Genomic DNA, 22,275 nt, shown 5'->3' on the forward strand with positions numbered 1-22,275 from the left:
AAAGCCTAACCGGTACCTAACTACACCGAATAGGATGGAAATAACCTGATTGATTCTGCCTGTCGCCCCTGAAAAGCGTTCAATACAAAAGAGAACATAAAAACGAATCTTCTAGAGCGCCATACTGCAAATCGCTCTCTGTGTTACATAACCCGGAGTCTGTGAGATTCCGCTATTCGTGGCAATCGCAGTGTTTAGTGCAGGCTATAGTTAGCAGGATTTCGTCTGAAGTGGATAGCTGGGAATTTCCCCAGCTAGGGTTATCCCTAGTCCATGTACGAATCGGTGCGTGATCTATTCGGTAAGGATGACCTATTTGACCTGGATCGAGAAATCGGGCGCGGTGTGCATATGTCGTTTAACTGCACACAGCTCAATGGCCCGAATGATGCCGCTTTGGTAGCGCTCTGGAAAATCCTTTGGCAAGGTCAGGTGAAAGATGATGTTACCGATCATTTTCTTCTTTTCATCCTCGATGCACTCCATTTTCAGTGCCAGACCCTCGGTGGACAGCCGTCGGGATTCAAGGAAATTCCAGGCAAAAATACCGGCGCAGGTGGCGAGCGATCCCAGGAACAGATCGAAGGGGGCTGGGGCGCTCGCCTCGCCTCCATATTTTTGAGGCTGATCCGTCTGCAGGGTGAAATCCCCCACCTGTGCTTCTATGCGTTTACCGCCGCTAAAATTGACCTCGATAGCGTCCATCTCTCACTCCTGTTTTATAAGGGGTACAGCTCTTTGATCGGGCCTTGGTTTTTTGTTTCGACCTGGGCATAAAGGCTGTTCAAAGCAGCCTGTAGTGCCTCTTCGATCACCGGGTGATAGAAGGGCATGCGGATCAGATCCCCCACGTTGAGCTGTTGTGAAATGGCCCAGTTCAACAGGTGTGCCAGATTCTCGCCGCGGGTGGTGATCATCTCCGCGCCAACCATCCGCCCTGAGGATTTCTCGGCGTAGACACGGATCACCCCCCGGTTCTGCCCCATGATCAGCGCCCGTCCCACAGGAGCCAGTTTCACCTCGCCGATGGCTGTGTTATCCAGCTCCAGCTCCTGATAGCGTTTGCCGACCAGACAGATATTGGGATCACAGAAATTGATTGCCAATGGGACCTTGCGTTTGAAGCCCATCACTTCATCATGGGCGGCGTTATAGCCGGCGATTTTGCCTTCGTCCCCGGCTTCGTGAAGGATCGGTTTTTCACCGTTCAGATCACCGGCGATGAAGATATGGGAGTCGCCGCATTGCATGGTGTTCGGGTTATACAGAGGGATGCCGTTGGCATCGAGTTCTATGCCGGCATTGGTCAGCGATAATCCCTCCACATTGGGTGTCCGCCCAAGGCTGGCAAGCACCTTGTCGACAACCACCGAGTTCTCACCGGCGGTGACCCTCACTTGCTCGCCCTCAGCAGAGAGTTCTACCGCTTCCCCCAGATAGATTGGGAATTCCCGCTGCATGATCTCCAGCGCGGTCTTGGAGACCTCGGGATCGGTGGTGCCGCCAATGGTCTCGGCCATGTCGAAGCCACTGACCTTGATACCCAGTCGGTTGAGTGACTGACCAAGTTCCAGGCCGATGACGCCCAGACCGACAACGGCCACCGATTCCGGCAGATCCTCCAGTTCAAAGAAGCTGTCGGTGGTTAAAACCTTATCGCCAAAAGCTTCCCATGCCTGAGGTACCACAGGACGGGATCCTGTGGCGATGACGATTTTCTCGGCAATCACTCGATCGCCGTTATCGAGTTGCAAAGTGTGAGGGTCGACAAACTCCGCATAGGCCTCGACGAACCGCTCACCCATATTGTCCGTACTGTTCGATAGCACCCGGTCGACGAAGTTGTCACGCAGGTCCTGAACATGTTCCATGGCTTCCGGAATATCGATCGTCATTTCGGTATGGCCATCCACGCCGTAGCGATCAAGATGGGTGCGGCGATGATAATCCTCGGCAACCTGGATCAGGGCTTTGGAGGGCATACAGCCAACTCTGGCACAGGTGGTGCCCGGTTCTCCGCCATTGATCAGGAGAAAGTTCTTCCCGCTCGGTCCAACCTGGCCGGTAGCGTTCAGACCGGCGGTACCGGAACCCAGAATAGCGACGTCGACACGTTTTTCTGCCACAGAAATCTCCAGTGAATATTTTGATGGGCGAAATTCTAACGACTTGGCCGTTAAATTTCAGCTTCTATCCGTGTGGGTTTTGGCTGTTGTGGATTTCGCCAGCGAATTAACGGAAATAAAATGCGTTATTGTGTCAAACTAGAACCTCTCGGTTTCCAGGCAACAGACCCTGAAACGAGATCATCATAATTACTAAGATACGCTGAGGAGAATCACATGAAATGGCTACTAACGACTCTATTGCTGCCAACCCTTGCACTGGCCCAGCCACCGGGTCAGGGGGGAGGACAGGTGGATCCTCAGCAACATTTTGACCAGTCGAAAAAAGCCATGCTGCCGCTGATTGAGAAGAGCATCCCGGCCATGCAGGAGACAAAGGGCTGTCTGAATCAGGCCAAGGATCAGGCAACGTTTCAAAAATGTGTCGAGATCATGATCGCCCTGGAGCAGGAGATGCAGGCTAAAATGGGCCGTGGTCCCATGCCAGGCGCAGACAAAGCTCAATCACAGCCAGCGAAAAAGATCGAGTTCAACGAGAAGAACAAGCAAAACATGCTGAAGTTTCTCGACCAATCCATTCTGGTGGGTCAGTCATTGAAAAACTGTTTCACTTCAAGTCAGTCAGCGGATCAGATGCAGAGCTGTATGCAGGCAGCAAAGCCGAAGCAGTAGCTGATAGGGCCTTGTTGACAGGAATCCAATCGTCCATGGGAGACAATCGGATTCGTGTTAACCGGTCCAAGCTTAATAGTCTGAATAGTGCCGGCCTGGATTGAACAGGCCGTGCGGATCGAATACCGCCTTCAACCCCTGCTGGATCTGCAGGATGCGGGGGTGAAGCGGGTGGAAGATGTCACCACTTCGATCACCATTGCGAAACTGTATGGCATGTCCACCCTGACTCTCAACCAGAGTGCGGATCTCCGTTGCCGGGCGCTCGCTGTAGAGCCAGCGTAACCCACCGGACCACTCTTGCAGGCAGGGTTCAGTCAGCTCCAGTGGACTGGTCGGTTTCAACGAAAGTCGCCAGAGTGGTTTGGACTGTTGGAAAAAATCGAGCTTCTGATCTCTGAGTTGTTGCCAGAAGCCGCTTGATTCACTGCTCTCCTGCAGGCCGTACTTCAGGCAGATAGCGCCGAGCCGCTGATGGTTGCAGGCGAGTCGAACCGCCTGTTTATCCGCCAGGCTGTAGCTGGCGGTGATAGGTTGTGAATCTGCGATCATCTCTCCAATAAGGCGGGTCGCACTGTCCGGATCCCGATCAATTATCAGGCTATGCTCCTCAACAGGCTTGGGCAGTACCTTGATGGAGACTTCCAACAGAATACCGAGCGTACCCATTGCACCGGCCATCAAGCGGGAAATGTCATAGCCCGCAACGTTCTTCATCACCTGACCACCGAAGCTCATGATTCTGCCCTGTCCATCCAGCAACTTGATACCCAGAAGAAGATCTCTTGGAGAACCGCCCCAGGGGCGTCTGGGGCCGCTGAGACCGGCCGCGATAGCACCGCCGATCGTACCCTTGCCATCGAAATGGGGTGGTTCAAAAGGCAGCATCTGGCCATTCGCCTCCAGCGCTGCTTCAATCTCATCCAGCGGGGTTCCTCCACGGGCGGTGATCACCAGTTCGGTGGGTTCGTAACTGACAATGCCCCGGTTGCCGCTGAGATCCAGAACCTTCTGCTGGCCCAGTTCCCGTCCATAGAAATCCTTACTGCCACTGCCCATCAACCGCAGGCAGCTGCGTTCGGCAATCGCATCTTTGATCTTGGCCTGCAGCCGTGATGATTGATCTTGATCGCCAGACATCAGAACCGCTCCAACTCAGGAAAACGCAGCTTGCCCGCATGGACATGCATGGCGCCAAATTCCGCACAGCGGGCCAGGGTCGGTATCGCTTTACCCGGATTGAGCAGATTGTGGGGATCAAAAACCGCCTTTACCGCATGAAAGGTCTCCAGTTCAGGATCCGGGAACTGGGCACACATCTGGTTGATTTTCTCGATACCCACACCATGTTCCCCGGTGATGGTACCCCCAACGGCGACACAGAGTTCGAGGATTTCACCGCCAAACTCCTCGGCTTTTTCCAACTCACCCTCATTGTTCGCATCATAGAGAATCAATGGATGCAGATTGCCGTCACCCGCATGAAAGACATTGGCGCAGGGCAAGCCATATTTTTCGGACATCTCACCGATCATGGTCAAAACCTTGCCCAGTTGATTGCGCGGGATTGTGCCATCCATGCAGTAGTAATCCGGCGCCAGCCGACCAACTGCGGGGAAGGCGTTTTTGCGGCCAGCCCAAAACCTCATGCGCTCGGTTTCATCCTCTGCCGTACGAACCTCACGGGCTCCTGAATCGAGCAGAATCTGACGTACCCGCATGATCTCTTCGGAGACCTCATCCTCACTGCCATCAACCTCGCACAGCAGTATGGCAGCCGCATCCGTGGGATAACCGGCATGTACAAAATCCTCTGCGGCGCGAAGCGAGAGGTTATCCATCATCTCCAGACCGGCAGGAAGAATTCCCTTGGCGATGATCTCCGCAACCGCCTTTCCAGCGATCTCCACATCGTCAAAAGCGGCCAGAGCCACCTGCTGTCGCTCCGGGATCGGCAACAGTTTAACGACCACTTCGACCACCAGGCCGAGCATGCCCTCTGAGCCGGTGATCAGGGTCAACAGATCGAGGCCCGGGGCATCCAGGCCGTTGGAGCCGATAGTCAGACGTTCGCCATCAATGGTGAGCAGGGTGACCTGCACCACGTTATGCAGAGTGAGGCCATATTTAAGGCAGTGAACTCCCCCCGCATTTTCCGCCACATTGCCACCGATCGAACAGGCGATCTGGGAGGAGGGATCCGGCGCGTAGTAGAGTCCATAGGGTTTGGCCGCTTCACTTACCGCCAGGTTTCTCACCCCCGGTTGGACGCAGGCCAATCGGTTGTCCTGATCGATTTCAACGATCTTATTAAGTCTCGCCAGACTGAGTAATACCCCCTGTTCGTGGGGTAGTGCACCACCGGAGAGACCGGTTCCCGCCCCACGGGCCACGACAGGTACCTGCTTTTCATGGCAATGTTTCAGTACAAGCTCCACCTGCTCAGCGGTGTAGGGCAGCAGGACGATCAGAGGAACCTTTCGATAGGCGGATAGACCATCACACTCAAAGGGGATCAGCTCCTCCTCCCGAAAGATGACGCAATCGGAAGGGAGTATGTTTAAAAACTCTGCCGCTAGGCTTTGGCGGTCAATACCCATCAATAGATCCTGCATGGTCTGTCATAGACATGGTTTCGTCTCGCTGACGACACGGGGTCATCGCGATTGCAACACTCATTGTATGCGATTGTTCCAGAAAGTGACTACCAGGTTAACCTGGGTTAGTTGGGGTTTAAACTATTGACCCTGGAGAATTTTGGCAATCAATGGATAATCCATGAGATTACAGATGGATAGGCTGCCTCTCTCATGATAGATCCATTTGGTCACCAGACTGATATTATGAGAGATTAGGTATGGATTGGATCTTGCAGGTACACTTCGGCAGACACGATAAATTGAGTTCCTGAATTGAACAATACGGAGAGGCCGAAACGACTCGGCTGAATATACCAGTGACTAGAGCCTGTTAACGCTAATCCAATACATCCTGTTGTGCCTGAAAAAGCGCCAATCAAGGCATGAGGAGCGTAGTTTGATTGTTCCAATTGAGTGACGAGCAACACCGAGTGGCACTTTTTCAGGCGCAACCCCTCCTATGAATTATCTAAAAGAGGGGGCTGGGGCTGTTTTTGCACCCAGCGGCATTATCATTCGCTCATGTAGAATAACTACACCACGTTCATTCTGCCTTGCTGGGCGCAAAACAGTCCCGGCTGGGCGGATTGGATTGGTGTTAACAGGCCCTAAGGCGCTGGATTAATCAGAATAAAAGATAATGAAGATATTTATGACATTGGCAGTTGCCCTGGGTCTGTTGATTTCACAGAGCGATGGATTCGCTGCGGAAAAACTTAAACGTGCCATCGATATAGAAGTAGCTGGCCAAAAAGCGGCCGGTAACTCGCAGAAGAGTGTTGAGCGTCTGGATGACGAAAGCCGCAAGATGCTTGAAGAGTATCGTCTGCTGAGTCAGCAGCTACAAAGGACCAAACTGGCAAACGACGATCTGCAATCCCAGGTTGAACGGCAGTCCGACGAGATCCAACGGATTTCCGCTGAGCTGAAGGAGATCGATCGGATGCGCAGTGAACTCGATCCCCTGATGCAACAAATGCTGGAGACACTGGCTGAGTTGGTTGCCAGGGACAGCCCGTTTCTCAGTGAAGAGCGAGAGGCCAGGGTGGCCTCTCTGCAGGGTGCCAATGAGGATCGCTCAATTGAGATTTCCGAGCGCTATCGGCAGCTGCTCGAGGCCTACCAGATCGAGGCGGACTATGGCCGCAACATTGAGGCCTATCAGGCCCAACTCGTGACCGAGGCTGAACAGCAGAAAATGGTGGATTTTCTGAGAATCGGTCGGGTTGCCCTGTTTTACCAAACCCTGGACGGCAAAGCAGGGGGGGTATGGGACAATCAGAATCGTCGCTGGATCAGCCTCGATGCGAGTCATATGACGGAGTTGACCCGGTCAATCCGGATAGCACGCAAGCAACTGCCTCCCGACCTGATGGTATTGCCGATGCGGATCCCTGAAGGAGGCAGCCGATGAATCGACTGCTTATCATCATCACGCTCCTGATCGGTGTTTTCGTTCAGCAACCGATGGCACTGGCCGCAGAGGATTCATTGCAATCCCTTCTGGAGGAGGTCAAAAAGTCCCGTCAGGCACAACAAAGCAGAGATCAGGCGAGGGAGAAACGATTTCTCGAGCAGCACCAGCAGCGAAAGTCGGCGCTCGAAGCCATAAAACAGAAGCTGCAGGCGGAACAACAGCGCCAGCAGCAGTTGCTGGCTCAATTTGAAGCTCAACGAGAGGAACTTGAAAAACTCAAACTGACCCATCAGCAGAGTACAGGGAGTTTCGGTGAGTTGTTTGGTGTGGTCAGGCAGGTGGCCTCAGAGAGTTTGAACCTGTTCAAAAATGATCTGACCTCGTCCCGGCAACAGCAGGATCTGGCCATCCTGGAAGAGGTCGCCAGCAGCCGTTCACTTCCCTCACTGGAGCGACTGCAGGATCTGTGGGAGATCTTTTTGACACGCATTATCCAATCCGGGCAGATCTGGCAGGCATCACTGCCGGTGATCCTCACCAGTGGAGAGGAGCAACAGGAGCAGGTGACGGTCGTCGGACTGTTTAATGCACTATCCAACGGCCGCTACCTCCGATATCTGCCGGAAACCGCCCGTTTCGTTGAGCTGAGCAGACAGCCGGCTCCCCGTTACCAGCTTCTTGCCAAGCAGGCGGAACAGAGTGATGGCGGTTTACAGAAATTGGCAATCGACCCCTCCAGAGGGGCGATTCTGTCACTGCTTGTGGCTTCGCCAACTCTATCTGAGCGGATACAGCAAGGCGGCTATATCGGCTATTTCATACTTTTCCTGGGTGCACTGGGTTCACTGGTCATCATTGAGCGACTGGTCAGTCTGTTTTTGGTCGGGCGCCGGGTAAAGCGGCAGCTGAAGCAGGAAGAGCCGATGGATAACAATCCCCTCGGGCGACTGCTCGCCATCGATCGACTGCATCACGCAATCTCCGGGGATGCCCTGCAGAAACACTTCGATGAAGCGATCCTCAGGGAGCTGCCGAAGCTCAGAAGAGGGCTGCGATTGCTGGCCATCTTTGCCGCCGTCGCGCCACTGCTCGGTCTACTCGGTACGGTGACCGGCATGATCGAGACCTTTCAGTCGATCACACTGTTTGGTACCGGTGATCCGAAGTTGATGTCAGGGGGCATCTCCCAGGCCTTGGTGACCACCGAATTGGGCTTGGCCGTGGCCATCCCGATGGTCCTGCTGCACAGCTATCTTGCCGGCCGGAGCAATCGGGTGATTCGCCTGCTGGATCAACAAAGTGCCGCAATGGTGGCGGCCCGTACTGGAAGCTGAGATGGAGATCCTGCTGAACTGGTTACCACTCGATGCACTGCGCCTGCTGGAGCGGGGCGGTATGATCCTGTTATTGATCCTGCTGCTCTCCCTGATGATGTGGAGCCTGATCATCTATCTCTATCTGCATATCTGGTGGCGCAATGGCGACCAGGTCAGTGATCGCTGCATGCCCTGGCTGCCGTTGATCATCTCCCTGGTACAGATTCTCCCGATGGTTGGACTGCTCGGTACCATTGAGGCGATGATCGAGCTCTTCCATGTAATCGCGCAACATGGATCCGGCAATATCCGGGGGATGGCCGGCGGAATTTCACAGGCCCTGATCACCACCATGGCCGGGCTGATGGCCTCGCTTTCCGGCTACTACTTCTCCAGCGATCTGCAACATCGGTTGAGCTACCACGCCACGCCCCAGGAGAGTCTCTGATGCGCCATCAGCATGTCGATGACGAGAACGGTGAACTGGCGATCAATCTGACCCCGTTGATCGACATGGTGTTCATCCTGCTGATCTTTTTCATGGTGACCTCATCTTTTGTCAAAGAGACCGGGGTTGAGGTGGATCGTCCCAGTGCCGCCACAGCCACGATGAAACAGCAGGCGGCAATTCTGATCGGCGTCACCCACAAGGGTGAGGTGTGGATCGACAAACGCCGGGTTGACATAAGGGCTGTTCGGGCCAATGTGGAGCGTCTGCATGCGGAAAATCCCGAGGGTGCTGTGGTCATCATGGCCGATCGGGAGGCACCAACCGGTGTGGTGATCCGGGTATTGGATCAATCGCGCCTTGCCGGAGTGGATAGTGTCTCCATTGCGGCAACCCGGGATCAGGAGTAATGCGTTTTCTGCTTGCTGTGCTGATTGCCGTGGCCGTGAACCTGGCCCTGTTTCTGCTGCTTGACCGGATGTTGAGTGAAAAGACGATTCAGGTGGATAAACTGGTCTCATCAGAGATCATTGAGTTCGTGCGTCTGAAATCTGAGCCGGAGCCGCCTCCCCAACAGGAGCCTGAGCAGGTGGAGGAGCTGCCGGAACCACCTCCGGCGGTACCGGAGACACCCCTGCAGCCCCTTGCTGTGGATCGCCCCGAGCTTGCGGAGTGGCAAATCCCTGAACTGGATATCCCGCTGCAGATCGGCACTGGCCCGTATATCGGTGTACGGCCGGAAATGCCGACAACCCTGGCGGCAGAGCCTGTGCCGCGAATGCGTTTTCCACCCCGCTATCCACAACGGGCACTGATGCGCCATGTCGAGGGAAAAGTGGTATTGCGCTTTACCATAAACCCGGACGGATCGGTCAGTGATGCGGAGGTCATCGAGGCTGAACCAGTGGGTTATTTTGAACAATCGGCGCTGCGGGCCATCAGCCGCTGGCAGTTTCACCCCAAAGTGGTGGATGGCAAGGCGGTTTCAAGGGTTGCGACCCAAACCATTAGCTATCGTTTGAACTGATGAGATCTGTAAAGCAAGTCATGGTGTGTTGGTGTCTCGGGGTTGGCCTGAGCCTGCAGCTGTGCACGCCACTCCATGCCGCCGATGAGCTGCCCAAGGATGCAGCCGATGCGAAGCGCTACACCTACGACTATCTGTTCATGATCGATGCACTGATACGCAATGAGAAGTATCAGCGTGCCCGTATCGAACTGGATGCTCTACTGGAGCGGGTCAAGCAGAATCCGGATGAGACGGCACTGACCCGTCAGGCTTATGGTTATCTGAGTATTGGCCTGAAGGACTACCCCTCGGCCATCGATCATTTTCTGTTTGCGGTGGAATCCGGCGTATTGCCAGCCGGGGTCAGCCTGAATCTACGCTACACCCTGGCCCAGCTGATGTATCAGCAAGAGCGCTATAAAGCAGGGCTTGCACAGCTGCAGAGCTGGTTTGAACAGAGCGAAAAGCCCACTCCCCAGGCACGGGTGTTACTGGCCAGTTTTTACTATGCGTTGAAAAAGTACAGCAAGGCGATCTCTGCTCTGAAACTGGCGATCAAGCAGTCCGACTCACCACAGGAGTCCTGGTATCAGATGTTGGTGGGACTCTATTTTGAGACCAGGCAATACAAGCCAAGCGTACCCGTGTTGCAGATTCTGGTGAATAAATACCCGGCCAAAGCCCAATATTGGCAGCAGCTGTCAGATGTTCTGCTGCAACTGGGCCGAGAGCAGCAAGCGGTAGCCGTGCTGTCACTGGCGGCTTCCAAAAACTTGGTCGATGAGAGCGGCCTGATCCGGCTGGCCAAACTCTATCTGCAACTCAACAATCCTCTGGATGCGGCGGAACTGATCAGTGAGGGTATTCAACAAGGCGTTATCAGGCTGCGCAAGGAATCCCTGACTCTGCTGGTTGATGCCTGGTTATTGGCAAGAGAGCCGGAGCATGGGATCAAGGTGCTGAAGCAGTTGGCGGAGATCGATACGTCAGGCAAGCCCCTGCTCAGAATGGGGCGTTTACTGATGGAGCAGGAGCGGTGGCAGGAGGCTCAGCAACATCTGGCACAGGGCATCAAACTGGCCCGCAAACCGGCTTTCGAAGATTGGTTGCTGTTGGGTAGCACCCACTATCGGCTGGCCGACTCAACAGCCGCACTCTCTGCATTCCAATCGGCATTGAAACTGGCTGACAAGCCTCAACAGACTGAGCTTGCCCAACGCTGGATCGACTATCTTGCCACCCCCTAGTGGGGCTGTCTGATCGTTACTTCATCTACTACATGACCCACTGGGCGTCTAACGGTCGTACGGCATGCGGCTGTGTGATATGCCGCACTCGTTGTGTGATATGCCGTATTGCCGATTCTACTCCGCCACCGACAATCGGACCTAATCATTAGATATCAGTCGCTTAAGGTTTTTGGCTCGAAAACTGCTATTTAACACTGTTTCCAAGAATTTAATAATAGAGGTGAATCGATGCGTTTTACGGCCCTATCATTGGCAATCAGTTTCATACTAACCGCTCAGGCAGTAGTGGCAGATGAACATACGGAAGATCTGCAGGATGTAGTGGTTGAAGCAGAAGGTGGAACCAGTCCAGCAGTAACAACAGCGCCAATGGATGGGGCTTCAAGCGGTATTCCTGGCGATGCAGCGGATTTCCTCAGGGACATAAACGGTGTATCCGGTATTCGTATGGGTGGCCAGGGTATCGATCCGATTATTCGTGGTCAGAGTCAGAATCGTCTCAACATCATCATGGATGGCGCCTACATCCATGGCGGCTGTCCTAACCGAATGGACCCTCCAACCGCCTATTCAGCCATGGAAAGTTACGACAGTGTCACCGTGATCAAGGGATCGCAGACCGTTATCTATGGTGGTGGCGGTAGTGGCGGCACCGTGCTGTTCGAACGCAATGCGCCGGTATTTGAGGAGGGTAAACCCTATCTGGGCAGTGCCGAAGTCGGCTATAAGAGTAATTCTCAAACCAAAGAGGCCTCGGTTGATGTGGCGGCCGGTACGGAGCTGGGTTTTGCCCGCGGCATCATTGGTTATAAAGATGCGGACAACTACGAGGATGGTGATGGTAATGAGGTTCGCTCCGCATTCACCAAACAGTCCGGCAATCTGATTCTGGGGTATACCCCAGACACCAACAAGATTCTGCAGCTGAATCTGGAAGCGACCCGTGAAGATGATGCTCTGTATGCCGGCGCCGGCATGGATTCGCCAATGAGTGATGCGGACAACATCAGACTCAAGTATGAGCAGAATGATGAAGTTGGTCCGTTCTCGGCAATCAAGGCTGAGATCTATTCAAGTGAAGTCGATCATCTCATGGACAACTATTCACTACGCGAGTTGACCGCTCCGATGCGTATGAGTGTGCCGACAACCTCCGATACCAAAGGCGGACGCTTGCTGGCGGACCTGATGCTGGGAGAGACCACTCTGACAGTCGGTTTCGATGTTCAAAACAATGAGCGCGATGCGGATCGTTTCTCCGGCATGGCGAATATGGAGCCGACCACCCTGCAGTCCATCATGTGGCCTGGCGCCGAGTTGGAGCAGACCGGTATCTTCATGGAAGTCTCCCAACCGATTGGTACTCTGGATCGGGTCAAGGCCGGACTGCGATACGATCGGGTCGATGCCTCCATCTCACGGGGTGATGAGAAACCCGATCTGGGTCCAAGCCCAACGCCAAACAACCTCTATGCGGCCTACTACGCCGACACTTCCGACGAGACCACGGAGAACAATGTTGGTGGTTTTGTTCAGTATGAGCGGGAAGTCGGTGACGGCACCTTCTACACCGGCTTCAGCCGTAGTGTCCGGACTGCAGACGCAACGGAACGTTATCTGGCAAGCTTTTCACGCAATATGATGACCATGATGGATATGAGCTGGGTGGGTAACCCGGAACTCGAGCCTGAAAAACACCATCAGCTGGAAGCCGGTCTGCGCTGGCAGGGTGGGGCCTGGGATACCGATGTTTCGGTCTTCTACAACGATGTAAGCGACTATATCCTGCGTGACAAGGCGCGTGGCCAGGATGGTATTCTGGTGGCCAATGGCACAGCCAACATCTATCGCAATGTGGATGCTGAGTTCTATGGTATTGAGTGGGAAGGTGGATACCAGATTATGGATTCCCTGAGTACTACCGCCAGTCTGGCCTACGTACGGGCGGAAAACACCACGGATGATCGCAACATCGCCCAGATCTCACCTCTGGAAGCCACAATCGGTATGGAATATACCATCGGCGCTCTGGAGTTCGGTGGCAATGTGCGCATGAATGCAAAACAGACCCGTGCGGATCTTGAGAATGGCAGTGGCCAGGATGTTCAGGAGACACCGGGATGGGGGGTGATCGACCTGTATGGCAGTTATGAGATTGCCAAAGCGGCCGAAGTGAGTTTCGGTATCGATAATCTGCTCGACAAGAGCTACGCCTACCATGTCAACCGCGCCAATGCGGATCCATTCAATCCGGAAGCGATTCAGGTCAATGAGCCGGGCCGTGAGGTTTGGGTGAAAGCTGGGGTTCGGTTCTGATCCGGGTCGCTGCTGAATGAGCAGGGTGGGGGCTTTGCTTCCACCCTGTTTTTTTAACTCCGCAAATGGACGCGAATGAACGCAACTTGATTCCGTTTGGTATCCTGCAGCCCTGGAGCAAAGTAGGGTTAGATTGACTACACAATGACAGTTTGGGATTGGTATCAATTCCACGCTGTATGATCTTTCTTTGTTAAACCGTCCGAAGCACTTTTGTTGGATAAGGTCGATTTGCGTTCATTCGCGTTTGTTGGTGGGCATCTTTCCTACGACTCTGTAGGTACATGAGGTACTTCCAGGCTTTTATAATCGTCAAACGATATAGGACACTACACAAGGGCCTGACAATCTGATTTGCTGAAGACAGGATGTGTAAAAGCGGGATACAATCCCGTCTGAATCAGAAACGGCGATTTCCAGGCTCCCTTCATGCCCCAAACTGTTCCACCACCCGAAGCGAAGGTGCAACATCTATTCTGGGGAATCATCAGTACGATACTCGCCTGTTTCCTGTTGGCCATCATGGATGGCCTGGGCAAGTGGTTGATGGGCGATCTGCCAATGCCCGAGGTGGTCTGGGCGCGCTATTTTTTTCATACTCTGATTGTCGCTATCCTGTTCTCCTCCCGCAGTGGTTTTACTTTTGTCCGAGCCAACAGACCAGGGATACAGCTGATCAGGGCGATCTGTCTGATGGGGGTTACGCTGAGTCTGTATAGCGCCATTCAGACAATATCCCTGGCGGATGCCACCTCAATTGTCTTTTTTGCTCCGGTGCTGGTGACTCTGCTGGCCGGCTGGTTTCTCAAGGAGAAGGTTGGCGCCACTGAATGGTCTGCGGTAGGGATCGGTTTTATCGGCGTGCTGCTCATCGTCAGGCCTGGGTTTCGTGATCCCGATCCGGCGTTGTTGCTTGCCTGTCTGGCAGCTGTCTGCCTGGCCTTCTATTTTGTACTGACCAGAGCCCTGAAGGGGCATGACAGCGAGCAGACAACCCTGTTTCACACCACCTTTGCCGGTGCCGTGATTCTGACTCTGTCACTGCCAATCTGGTGGCAGCAGCCTTCACCAATCCAGTGGGTCTATCTGGTGGTTACCGGTGCATTGGGTGCAAGTGGACACTTCTTGCTGGTGAAGGCATTCCATATGGCTTCAGCATCGCTGCTCTCACCCTATCTGAATGCACAGATTGTCGCTGCGGCTCTGATCAGCGTGATCTTTTTTGACGATCTGTTGGATTGGCCATTTTATGTTGGGTCTGTACTGATCGTCGGAGCCGGTCTAATGATCTGGCTTCACCAGCGGTTGCTGGCCTCGCTGTCAGCCCGTAACTCACGGTGATCCTGAATTTATCTCGAGCCGGTTGAGTGGTCAGGCTTAACTCTGCACAATGCGCCCACTCTGCACCACCAGTTCAGATCGTTCAGGCATAAGCGAACCCCGCTCTCTGTTACAAGATCAGGGCTCGCTTACAAACCGGGTTGATTGGAATCAGGTTTTGCTCAGCATGTCGTTAATGATCGCTTCACAATCGAGCCAGTCCTGCACATCATAACCGGGTTCGAAGTTACGTGACTCAGCTCGATAATAGGCCATCGTGGCGATCATCTCGTAACGTTCCCGTGGACTGATTAACCCTTTGTTTGGAGTGCTTTTTTTCGCGACCCGTTTTTTAGTGACTTTTTTCTTGGCTGTCTTCTTTTTGGCAACTTTGGGTTTGGCAGCCTTTTTCTTTACGGTTTTCTTATTTGAAACCTTTTTCTCGTTCTCTTTTTCCTGCTTCTTGTTCACGCTATGCCCTCTAAAGTGTCGTTAAATATCGGTATCAAAATTCAAACCTGAATCCATGGATCCAGGTTGAAGCTGTAATTATTTTTTTCTCAGGCAAACTTATAGTGATCGTTGTCGGAATTGTCCAGAAATTCAGGTGATAACTGTGGGCTCGGTACGGCCTGTGCGTTGTACGATTTCCGCCAGATTCTGAGCAATCGCCACCAGAGGCTTCATCACCTCTTCTGTGGCTGACGTCTGTTTCTGTGGATCTGGCTCATAGGCCTCCAGGTAGACTCTTAAAGTTGCACCCTGAGTGCCTGTACCTGAAAGTCTGAAGACAATCCTTGATCCATCCGTAAAGCCGATCCGGATACCCTGATTACTTGAAATGCTGCTGTCTACCGGATCCGTGTAAGAGAAGTTGTCGGCATATGCCACCTGGTATCCATCAATGTCGCTGTCCACCAGGCTGTCGAGCTTATCGCCCAGCGATTGCATCAATGCTTCTGCTGCAGCCTTATCGATGGCTTCATAGTCATAGCGGGTGTAGTAGTTTCGGCCATAGGATTTCCAGTGTTCACGCACGATTGACTCGACAGACTGCTGCCTGACTGCGAGCAGGTTGAGCCAGAACAGCACGGCCCACATGCCATCCTTTTCCCGAATATGGTTGGAGCCTGTGCCGAAACTCTCCTCTCCGCACAGGGTGATCTTTCCCGCATCGAGCAGATTGCCGAAGAACTTCCAACCGGTCGGGGTTTCATAACACTCGAGGCCGAGTTTCTCGGCAACCCGGTCCGCTGCCTGACTGGTGGGCATGGAGCGGGCGACCCCGCTGATGCCTGAGGTATAGCCTTTAACCAGGTGGGCATTGGCTGTGATCACGGCCAGACTGTCACTGGGGGTGACAAAAAAGTCACGTCCCAGGATCATGTTTCTGTCTCCATCCCCATCCGATGCCGCACCAAAGTCGACACCGCTGTGTCCCTGGGTATGATTGACCAATTCGTGAGCATGAACCAGATTCGGATCCGGGTGGCCACCACCGAAATCAACTTTGGGCGTACTGTTGATCACCGTACCCGGTTCAGCACCCAACCGTTCCTCGAAAATATGTTTGGCATAGGGGCCGGTGACCGCGTGCATGGCATCAAAGCACATCGTGAACGCACCGGAATTGAACAACTGGTGAATACGTTCAAAATCGAACAGATCCGCCATCAGTTCCGTGTAGTCGATTACAGAATCGACAATTTGGATCAATGTCTCACCAATCCGCATTTCGCCGACCTGATCCAGATCCACATCATCCTGTTCCGTGATGCGATAGGCGTCGATCTGTTTGGTGCGACTGAATATCGCCTCGGTAACCGATTCCGGGGCAGGTCCGCCGTTGGGGGTGTTGAATTTGATGCCGAAGTCCTCATCCGGCCCGCCGGGGTTGTGACTGGCTGAAAGAATGATCCCCCCATCCGTCTTGTATTTGCGAATCAGGCAGGAGGCGGCCGGGGTGGAGAGCAGACCGCCCAAACCGACAATCACCTTGGCGACACCGTTGGCCGCCGCCATTCTGAGGATGATCTGGATCGCTTCACGGTTATAGAAGCGTCCATCCCCACCCAATACCAGACTGCCGCCAGTCAGGTCGGTCTGAGTGTCGAAAATGGACTGTACAAAATTCTCCAGGTAGTGGGGAGTCTGAAACACTTTGACCTTTTTCCGCAGACCGGAAGTGCCTGGGCGCTGGTCATCAAAAGGTTGGCTGGCGACAATGTTGCTGTTCATGATTTATTTACTTCATCGGGTTTGATTACTGAGATAGCTGCTATTCAATCATAATTGGCGTAGTCAGTTGAAGCGCGGATGGTGACATATTGCCTGGTTATGTCCGGGTGATTGTAGGAAGATTAGCGACAGGTTTCGTGAGATCGATTGGATTCGTGCTGACCGGCCATGCCTCCATCTGGGTGAAATGTCAGGCTGAAGATTTGTGCAGTAGATAACTTCAAGCACAATAAAGCGTGGTAGAATGCCTGCCCCACTAGTGTTCTCACCGAGGTTCCCCCCTTGCGGAGCCTCCGTCTCACGGGATCAGTTAGGATCGTCGCTGTTGACGCAAACATGGATGAAAGATACAACATGACTCAATTAAGACCGATACAAACGGGGTGGATAGGATGTCTTGCGTAAAAAATCACAGGCACGACCGTAAACTGGCGATACGCATGCTGGGCATGTGCAGTATCCTCTCACTGCCATTGGCATCTCAATCGGCGGAGTGGATCGTCTCCCCGTCGATCACACTGGACGAGATCTACACAGACAATGCGCTGCTGACCAATGATGACAAGCAGACAGAGTATGTCACCCTTGTAAGACCCGGAATATCCATTCTGCGGGAAGGCGCCAGGGCAAATCTGGATTTCAACTACTCCCCTGAATACCGCTACTACAAAGAGGAGACCAGGGATAACGACACGGTGCATATGCTGCGCACCAACGCTGATGCGGAGCTGATGGAGAACCATCTCTATTTGGATCTTTGGGCAACGGCCGACCAGACCCGGATCTCCTCCAATCGCAACAGCCCGGACGGTGTCACTGGTCCAACCGAGAATCTGGACTATTACACCTTGGGGGCAAGTCCCTATTATACGACCCGGTTCGGCAATGTCAGCGTTCTGGAGGCGCGTTTCTCGACTGACAAGGTCGACTATGAAGAGGATACCGAGGTTGACAGTACTTCACAGAATTACGATCTGGTACTCGGTAGCGGTACCTACTCGACGGCCCAGGTCTGGGAGCTCTCTGCAAGCCATACCAGGGAAGACTTTTCCGAAACCGACGAGGACAATAAGATCTCGACCTACCGCGGGGAGTTTCTACAACAGATAACCCGCCGCTGGGCAGTGGCCTTTGCAGCAGGTTATGAAGAATACGAACTGTTCAACGGTGAAGATGTCGATGGTGAAATCTGGTCGGTAGGCGTTGTATTCACGCCAACCAGTCGTACCCGTTTTGCCATTGGCGGCGGTGAGCGGGCGTTCGGTGATGATTACTACATGGATTTTGAGCATCGGGCCAGTAATTCGGTCTGGCGCGCCACCTATACGCGGGACTACATCAGTGCCCGTGATGAAGCGACCCATACTTCACTGTTCCAGCGCCAGGATGCCTTTGGCAATGTGGTGCGGGATGCGGTGCTTGACAATCCGCCGCCGGTACAGGTTACCGGTGTCTCCACCCTGAGTGCGGAGTATTACGAGCTCGATCGTGTCGATGCCTCCTATCTGTTCAGCACCCAACGTACCCACATTGAAGTGAGTGGAGGGTACATCAAACGGGATTACGTGGACGACATTCAGGATACCGAGGATAGCACGGCTGCCATCTCATTCAGTCGACTGATCAGCCGCAAGCTTACCGGATTGGCCCGTGTCTTCTGGTCGGATCATGAGCAGGATAACGGCAACTATGACGAGTGGACCGCCTCTGTAGGATTCGGCTACTTGCTCGGTCAGGATGCCAGGGTGGCAATCGGTTTCAGCTATCTTGAACGGGATGGGGAAACTGAATTGAATACCTATGAAGAGAATCGTGTAAATATCGGATTCGTGGCTGGTTTTTAAATCTAATGAACATCCGGCCTTGAAAAACAGGCCAACGATCCCAACTATCTGACCACTTTGTAATCCTGGAAGTGGTGCAGGGTGGTAACGCCCGTTGCGAGTCAGACCGCTTTCCAGGAATTCTTGTATCTACCTTGATAACAGAGGCCGTTCTCCAATATGACCGTTGAATCCCAAAAAGAAACCCTGGATTTTCAGGCAGAAGTCAGCCAGGTACTGAATCTCGTTATTCGATCCCTCTACAGTAACAAAGAGATATTTCTGCGGGAGCTGATTTCGAATGCCTCGGATGCCGCAGAAAAGCTGAGATTTGAAGCGCTCACCGATGAGGCGCTTTTCGAGGAAGACCCGGAGCTTAAGGTTCGGGTCACTTTTGACAAGGATGCCGGTACTTTGACCATTTCCGATAATGGTATCGGTATGAGTCGTCAGGATGTGACCGAAACCATCGGTACCATCGCCAGCTCCGGCACGCGCAAGTTTTTTGAGGCCATGTCCGGTGATCAGGCCAAAGACAGTGAGTTGATCGGGCAGTTCGGTGTGGGTTTCTACTCGGCGTTTATCGTTGCTGACAAAGTGACTCTGAAGACCCGCAGAGCCGGTCTTGGACATGAACACGGCGTTCAATGGGTATCGGAGGGTCAGGGCTCCTATTCCATTGAAAACATCGACAAGCCGTCCCGTGGAACAGATGTCATTCTCCATTTGCGGGAAGACGAAAGCGAGTTCCTGGAAGGCTTCAGGCTGCGCAATATCATCTCCAAATTTTCCGATCACATCACCATGCCGGTGGAGATGGAAAAGGAGTTCTATGGAGAGGATGAGGAGAAGCCTGAGAGTGCAGAATTCGAACGGGTGAATACAGGAACCGCCCTGTGGATGCGTAGCCGCAGCGAGATCAGTGATGAGGAGTACAACGAGTTCTACAAGCATGTCTCCCATGACTTTGAGGATCCGCTACTCCATGTCCATAACCGGGTTGAAGGCAACAATGAATACACAGCCCTGCTGTATGTACCTTCCCGTGCCCCATTCGACCTGTGGGACAGGGATCAGAAGCACGGTGTGAAGCTCTTCGTCAGACGGGTATTCATCATGGATGAGGCTGAAAAACTGATGCCTCGCTATATGCGATTCGTCAGAGGGGTGGTGGACTCCGATGATTTGCCACTCAACGTCTCCCGGGAGATCCTGCAGCACAACCGGAAAATCGACACCATTCGCCAGGCCAATGTGAAGCGGGTGCTCGGAGCTCTGGAAAAGCTTGCGGAGAACGACAAGGAAAAGTACCAGGAGTTCTGGGATCAATTCGGCAAGGTGTTGAAAGAGGGACCGGCAGAAGATTATGCCAACAAGGAGAAAATCTCTGCGCTGCTGCGATTCGCCTCTACCCATAACGAGCAGGATGAGCAGACCGTCTCGCTGGCCGACTATGTCTCCAGAATGCGTGAGGGACAGGATAAGATCTACTATATCACCGCTGATTCAGCGGCCGCTGCCCGTTTCAGTCCGCATCTTGAAGTGCTGAAGAAAAAGGGTATTGAAGTATTGCTGCTCTCAGACCGGGTGGATGAGTGGCTGGTTACCAGCCTGACAGAGTTTGATGGTAAGCCCCTGCATTCTGTTGCCAAAGGTGAACTCGACCTCGGTGAGCTGGATGACAAGGAAGAGCAGGAGAGTCAGGAGAAGCAGGCGGAAGAGCATAAGGCGCTGCTTGAAAGAATGCAGCAGGTACTGCAGGAGTCCGTCAAAGAGATCAGAGTGAGTCAACGCTTGACCGATTCTCCGGCCTGTCTGGTTGTTGAGGAGCATGACATGAGTGCCAATCTGGCGCGGGTGCTTAAATCGGTCGGACAGGATGCACCACAGACCAAGCCGATTATGGAGGTAAACGCGACTCACCCACTTGTAGTGCAACTTGAAAATGAGTCTGATGAAGAGCGGTTCGGTGATTTGAGTAAAGTGCTGTTTGATCAGGCACAGCTGGCTGAAGGTGGTCAACTGGATGATCCTGCCGCATTTGTGCGGCGTCTGAACAGCCTGATGCTGAAACTGGCCGGACAATAATCACTTCCAATCGGACCCGGGCAGGCTGATGATCAATCGGTCTGCCCAGGCCGAATGACTCCAGGCGAACCTCAGCCGAATAGGGTTACCCGCTGAATAAACGACTCAGTCTTTTATGGACTGATGAAGAGAATCAGTATAAAAACAATTATTATCAATATATTAGCGGATAAAGTTAATTCGGTTTCTGCATGATGGGCAAGCGGGGATGGGTCACCGCCAGGTGAACAGATTCTGCATCCACTCCATAAGTGACCTGTATCCGCCTATTGATAGCCTCAACTGGTCCCCGTCTGTCGGGCATGGCAAACTCAGGCCCATGATTCGGAAAGCACAGGCTGAAGCCCCAGGTTTTAGCATCCAGAAAAAATCCGGATAGATCAATTACAACCAAAGGAGAATCATAATGCGCGTCATTTTGTTGGGTGGCCCAGGTGCCGGTAAGGGTACGCAGGCGAACTACATAAAAGAGAAATATCAGATACCGCAGATTTCCACCGGCGATATGCTGAGAGCTCACGTCAAAGCAGGTACCGAGCTCGGAGTTGCAGCGAAAAAGATTATGGATGAGGGCGGCTTGGTCTCAGATGAGATCATCATGGGCATGGTCAAGGAGAGGATCAGCGAAGATGATTGCAAGAACGGCTATCTGTTTGATGGTTTTCCCCGCACCATTCCCCAGGCAGAGTCTCTGAAAGAGGCCGGTGTGCCGATTGATGCGGTGGTTGAGATCGATGTACCCGATGAGGAGATAATTAAACGTATGTCAGGGCGTCGTGTCCACCTGGCTTCCGGTCGTACTTACCATGTCATCTACAACCCACCGAAAGTGGAGGGTAAGGATGATGAGACAGGTGAAGACTTGATCCAGCGGGATGATGACCAGGAAGATACCGTGAAAGCCCGTCTCAAGGTCTATCATGACCAGACTGAACCGTTGATCTCCTTCTACAGCGCTGAAGCCGATGCTGGTGATTGTAAATACATAAAAATCAATGGAGTAGGCGGGGTTGATGAAATCCGGGATCAGATTTATCAAGGTCTGGGCTAAACAAAAATCGGATTGAAAAAGCTCGGGGGGCCGCACAATTGTCGCGGCCCCTCTTTGTTTTGAAAAGCAGTTCAGGGGATAGGTAATCCGGCAGGCATTCCACCTTCTATTCTGATACTATCTGCCATAACTTAACTTCCAGTAAGGGGCTACCACGTGGCTGTTGTAGAATTAACTAAAGAGAATTTTGAGTCGACCGTAACCGAAAATGATTTCGTAATCATTGACTTTTGGGCGCCTTGGTGTGGTCCATGCCGTTCCTTCGCTCCGACCTATGAGAGCGTCTCTGAAGACCATCCCAATGTCGTATTCGGAAAAGTGAATACCGAAGATGAGCAGGAACTCGCCATGCATTTTCAGGTGCGGTCCATTCCAACTCTGATGATCTTCCGTGAAAATATCATTATTTTCTCTCAGCCAGGAGCGCTCCCTGAATCTGCGTTCCGTGAATTGCTCGGTAAAGCCGGTGAACTGGATATGAATGAAGTAAGAGCACAAATTGAGGCTGAGCAACAGGATGGTCAAAACGCTTAATCAAGCGTCGGCTGCAGACCCAGACTGA

The 22,275-nt window shown here is 53.1% G+C and carries 19 protein-coding genes; 13 read left to right on the forward strand and 6 right to left on the reverse strand.

Annotation, left to right across the window (positions count from 1 at the left end):
* Positions 1-312: 312 nt before the first annotated feature.
* Together AC4IE8_RS21480 and AC4IE8_RS21485 are read right to left on the reverse strand one after the other, a co-directional pair.
* Positions 313-705, reverse strand: coding sequence for an OsmC family protein (locus AC4IE8_RS21480; RefSeq protein ID WP_490792013.1), 393 nt, complete (start codon positions 703-705; stop codon positions 313-315).
* 14 nt (positions 706-719) lie between these two features.
* Positions 720-2,126: a dihydrolipoyl dehydrogenase gene (locus AC4IE8_RS21485; RefSeq protein ID WP_068994098.1), complete on the reverse strand. Its 1,407-nt coding sequence runs from the start codon at positions 2,124-2,126 to the stop codon at positions 720-722.
* Positions 2,127-2,342: 216 nt separating this feature from the next.
* On the opposite strand from AC4IE8_RS21485, the gene AC4IE8_RS21490 reads away from it, so the two are divergent.
* A complete protein-coding gene (locus tag AC4IE8_RS21490) occupies positions 2,343-2,798 on the forward strand; it encodes a hypothetical protein (RefSeq protein ID WP_490792014.1) in 456 nt (151 codons plus the stop codon).
* A gap of 72 nt (positions 2,799-2,870) precedes the next feature.
* Here the strand turns inward: AC4IE8_RS21490 and glcE are convergent, their stop codons facing one another.
* Both glcE and AC4IE8_RS21500 read right to left on the reverse strand, forming a co-directional pair.
* Positions 2,871-3,938 carry a glycolate oxidase subunit GlcE gene (glcE, locus tag AC4IE8_RS21495; protein ID WP_490792015.1) on the reverse strand — a complete coding sequence of 356 codons (1,068 nt, stop codon included), beginning with the start codon at positions 3,936-3,938 and terminating at the stop codon, positions 2,871-2,873.
* On the reverse strand, positions 3,938-5,398 hold the full coding sequence (locus AC4IE8_RS21500) for an FAD-linked oxidase C-terminal domain-containing protein (RefSeq protein WP_490792016.1): 1,461 nt from the start codon (positions 5,396-5,398) through the stop codon (positions 3,938-3,940). The genes glcE and AC4IE8_RS21500 overlap by 1 nt, the downstream gene beginning before the upstream one ends.
* A 691-nt stretch (positions 5,399-6,089) precedes the next feature.
* On the opposite strand from AC4IE8_RS21500, the gene AC4IE8_RS21505 reads away from it, so the two are divergent.
* The 8 genes from AC4IE8_RS21505 (at position 6,090) to AC4IE8_RS21540 (ending at position 14,534) form a co-directional block, all read left to right on the forward strand.
* Positions 6,090-6,851, forward strand: coding sequence for a DUF3450 domain-containing protein (locus tag AC4IE8_RS21505; RefSeq protein ID WP_490792017.1), 762 nt, complete (start codon positions 6,090-6,092; stop codon positions 6,849-6,851).
* Positions 6,848-8,188 carry a MotA/TolQ/ExbB proton channel family protein gene (locus tag AC4IE8_RS21510; protein ID WP_490792018.1) on the forward strand — a complete coding sequence of 447 codons (1,341 nt, stop codon included), beginning with the start codon at positions 6,848-6,850 and terminating at the stop codon, positions 8,186-8,188. The genes AC4IE8_RS21505 and AC4IE8_RS21510 overlap by 4 nt, the downstream gene beginning before the upstream one ends.
* A 1-nt stretch (position 8,189) precedes the next feature.
* Positions 8,190-8,618: a MotA/TolQ/ExbB proton channel family protein gene (locus AC4IE8_RS21515; RefSeq protein ID WP_068994073.1), complete on the forward strand. Its 429-nt coding sequence runs from the start codon at positions 8,190-8,192 to the stop codon at positions 8,616-8,618.
* Complete coding sequence (locus tag AC4IE8_RS21520) at positions 8,618-9,028, forward strand: ExbD/TolR family protein (protein ID WP_068994070.1); 411 nt, start codon at positions 8,618-8,620, stop codon at positions 9,026-9,028. Before AC4IE8_RS21515 ends, AC4IE8_RS21520 begins: the two co-directional genes overlap by 1 nt.
* Positions 9,028-9,645 (forward strand): energy transducer TonB, encoded by a 618-nt coding sequence (locus tag AC4IE8_RS21525; RefSeq protein ID WP_068994067.1) that lies wholly within the window; start codon positions 9,028-9,030, stop codon positions 9,643-9,645. Before AC4IE8_RS21520 ends, AC4IE8_RS21525 begins: the two co-directional genes overlap by 1 nt.
* Positions 9,645-10,874, forward strand: a complete 1,230-nt coding sequence (locus tag AC4IE8_RS21530; protein ID WP_490792019.1) for a tetratricopeptide repeat protein — start codon at positions 9,645-9,647, stop codon at positions 10,872-10,874. The genes AC4IE8_RS21525 and AC4IE8_RS21530 overlap by 1 nt, the downstream gene beginning before the upstream one ends.
* Before the next feature lie 231 nt (positions 10,875-11,105).
* On the forward strand, positions 11,106-13,193 hold the full coding sequence (locus AC4IE8_RS21535) for a TonB-dependent copper receptor (RefSeq protein ID WP_490792020.1): 2,088 nt from the start codon (positions 11,106-11,108) through the stop codon (positions 13,191-13,193).
* Positions 13,194-13,622: 429 nt separating this feature from the next.
* A complete protein-coding gene (locus AC4IE8_RS21540) occupies positions 13,623-14,534 on the forward strand; it encodes a DMT family transporter (protein WP_490792021.1) in 912 nt (303 codons plus the stop codon).
* 150 nt (positions 14,535-14,684) lie between these two features.
* On the opposite strand, the gene AC4IE8_RS21545 is transcribed toward AC4IE8_RS21540, so the two are convergent.
* Both AC4IE8_RS21545 and AC4IE8_RS21550 read right to left on the reverse strand, forming a co-directional pair.
* Positions 14,685-14,984, reverse strand: a complete 300-nt coding sequence (locus AC4IE8_RS21545) for a DUF2934 domain-containing protein (protein ID WP_068994052.1) — start codon at positions 14,982-14,984, stop codon at positions 14,685-14,687.
* Between the two features lie 132 nt (positions 14,985-15,116).
* Positions 15,117-16,751: an alpha-D-glucose phosphate-specific phosphoglucomutase gene (locus tag AC4IE8_RS21550; RefSeq protein WP_068994049.1), complete on the reverse strand. Its 1,635-nt coding sequence runs from the start codon at positions 16,749-16,751 to the stop codon at positions 15,117-15,119.
* Between the two features lie 392 nt (positions 16,752-17,143).
* Here AC4IE8_RS21550 and AC4IE8_RS21555 point away from each other — a divergent pair, with 392 nt between their 5' ends.
* From AC4IE8_RS21555 to trxA, 4 genes are all read left to right on the forward strand, one after another.
* Positions 17,144-18,595, forward strand: a complete 1,452-nt coding sequence (locus tag AC4IE8_RS21555; protein WP_490792022.1) for a TIGR03016 family PEP-CTERM system-associated outer membrane protein — start codon at positions 17,144-17,146, stop codon at positions 18,593-18,595.
* Positions 18,596-18,754: 159 nt separating this feature from the next.
* A complete protein-coding gene (htpG, locus tag AC4IE8_RS21560) occupies positions 18,755-20,662 on the forward strand; it encodes a molecular chaperone HtpG (RefSeq protein ID WP_068994041.1) in 1,908 nt (635 codons plus the stop codon).
* Positions 20,663-21,068: 406 nt separating this feature from the next.
* Positions 21,069-21,713, forward strand: a complete 645-nt coding sequence (gene adk, locus AC4IE8_RS21565) for an adenylate kinase (RefSeq protein ID WP_068994035.1) — start codon at positions 21,069-21,071, stop codon at positions 21,711-21,713.
* A gap of 156 nt (positions 21,714-21,869) precedes the next feature.
* The gene (gene trxA / locus AC4IE8_RS21570; RefSeq protein WP_068994032.1) at positions 21,870-22,247 is read left to right on the forward strand and encodes a thioredoxin; all 378 of its coding nucleotides are present in this window, start codon (positions 21,870-21,872) and stop codon (positions 22,245-22,247) included.
* The last annotated feature ends 28 nt before the right edge of the window (positions 22,248-22,275 follow it).

This window comes from Candidatus Thiodiazotropha sp. AKAK2, from assembly GCF_058244685.1.

Coding starts and splice junctions, on each gene's coding strand:
- AC4IE8_RS21480 (WP_490792013.1), bottom strand. CDS start 705: ATGGACGCTATCGAGGTCAATTTTAGCGGCGGTAAACGCATAGAAGCA.
- AC4IE8_RS21490 (WP_490792014.1), top strand. CDS start 2,343: ATGAAATGGCTACTAACGACTCTATTGCTGCCAACCCTTGCACTGGCC.
- glcE (WP_490792015.1), bottom strand. CDS start 3,938: ATGTCTGGCGATCAAGATCAATCATCACGGCTGCAGGCCAAGATCAAA.
- AC4IE8_RS21500 (WP_490792016.1), bottom strand. CDS start 5,398: ATGGGTATTGACCGCCAAAGCCTAGCGGCAGAGTTTTTAAACATACTC.
- AC4IE8_RS21505 (WP_490792017.1), top strand. CDS start 6,090: ATGACATTGGCAGTTGCCCTGGGTCTGTTGATTTCACAGAGCGATGGA.
- AC4IE8_RS21510 (WP_490792018.1), top strand. CDS start 6,848: ATGAATCGACTGCTTATCATCATCACGCTCCTGATCGGTGTTTTCGTT.
- AC4IE8_RS21515 (WP_068994073.1), top strand. CDS start 8,190: ATGGAGATCCTGCTGAACTGGTTACCACTCGATGCACTGCGCCTGCTG.
- AC4IE8_RS21520 (WP_068994070.1), top strand. CDS start 8,618: ATGCGCCATCAGCATGTCGATGACGAGAACGGTGAACTGGCGATCAAT.
- AC4IE8_RS21525 (WP_068994067.1), top strand. CDS start 9,028: ATGCGTTTTCTGCTTGCTGTGCTGATTGCCGTGGCCGTGAACCTGGCC.
- AC4IE8_RS21530 (WP_490792019.1), top strand. CDS start 9,645: ATGAGATCTGTAAAGCAAGTCATGGTGTGTTGGTGTCTCGGGGTTGGC.
- AC4IE8_RS21535 (WP_490792020.1), top strand. CDS start 11,106: ATGCGTTTTACGGCCCTATCATTGGCAATCAGTTTCATACTAACCGCT.
- AC4IE8_RS21540 (WP_490792021.1), top strand. CDS start 13,623: ATGCCCCAAACTGTTCCACCACCCGAAGCGAAGGTGCAACATCTATTC.
- AC4IE8_RS21550 (WP_068994049.1), bottom strand. CDS start 16,751: ATGAACAGCAACATTGTCGCCAGCCAACCTTTTGATGACCAGCGCCCA.
- AC4IE8_RS21555 (WP_490792022.1), top strand. CDS start 17,144: ATGTCTTGCGTAAAAAATCACAGGCACGACCGTAAACTGGCGATACGC.
- htpG (WP_068994041.1), top strand. CDS start 18,755: ATGACCGTTGAATCCCAAAAAGAAACCCTGGATTTTCAGGCAGAAGTC.
- adk (WP_068994035.1), top strand. CDS start 21,069: ATGCGCGTCATTTTGTTGGGTGGCCCAGGTGCCGGTAAGGGTACGCAG.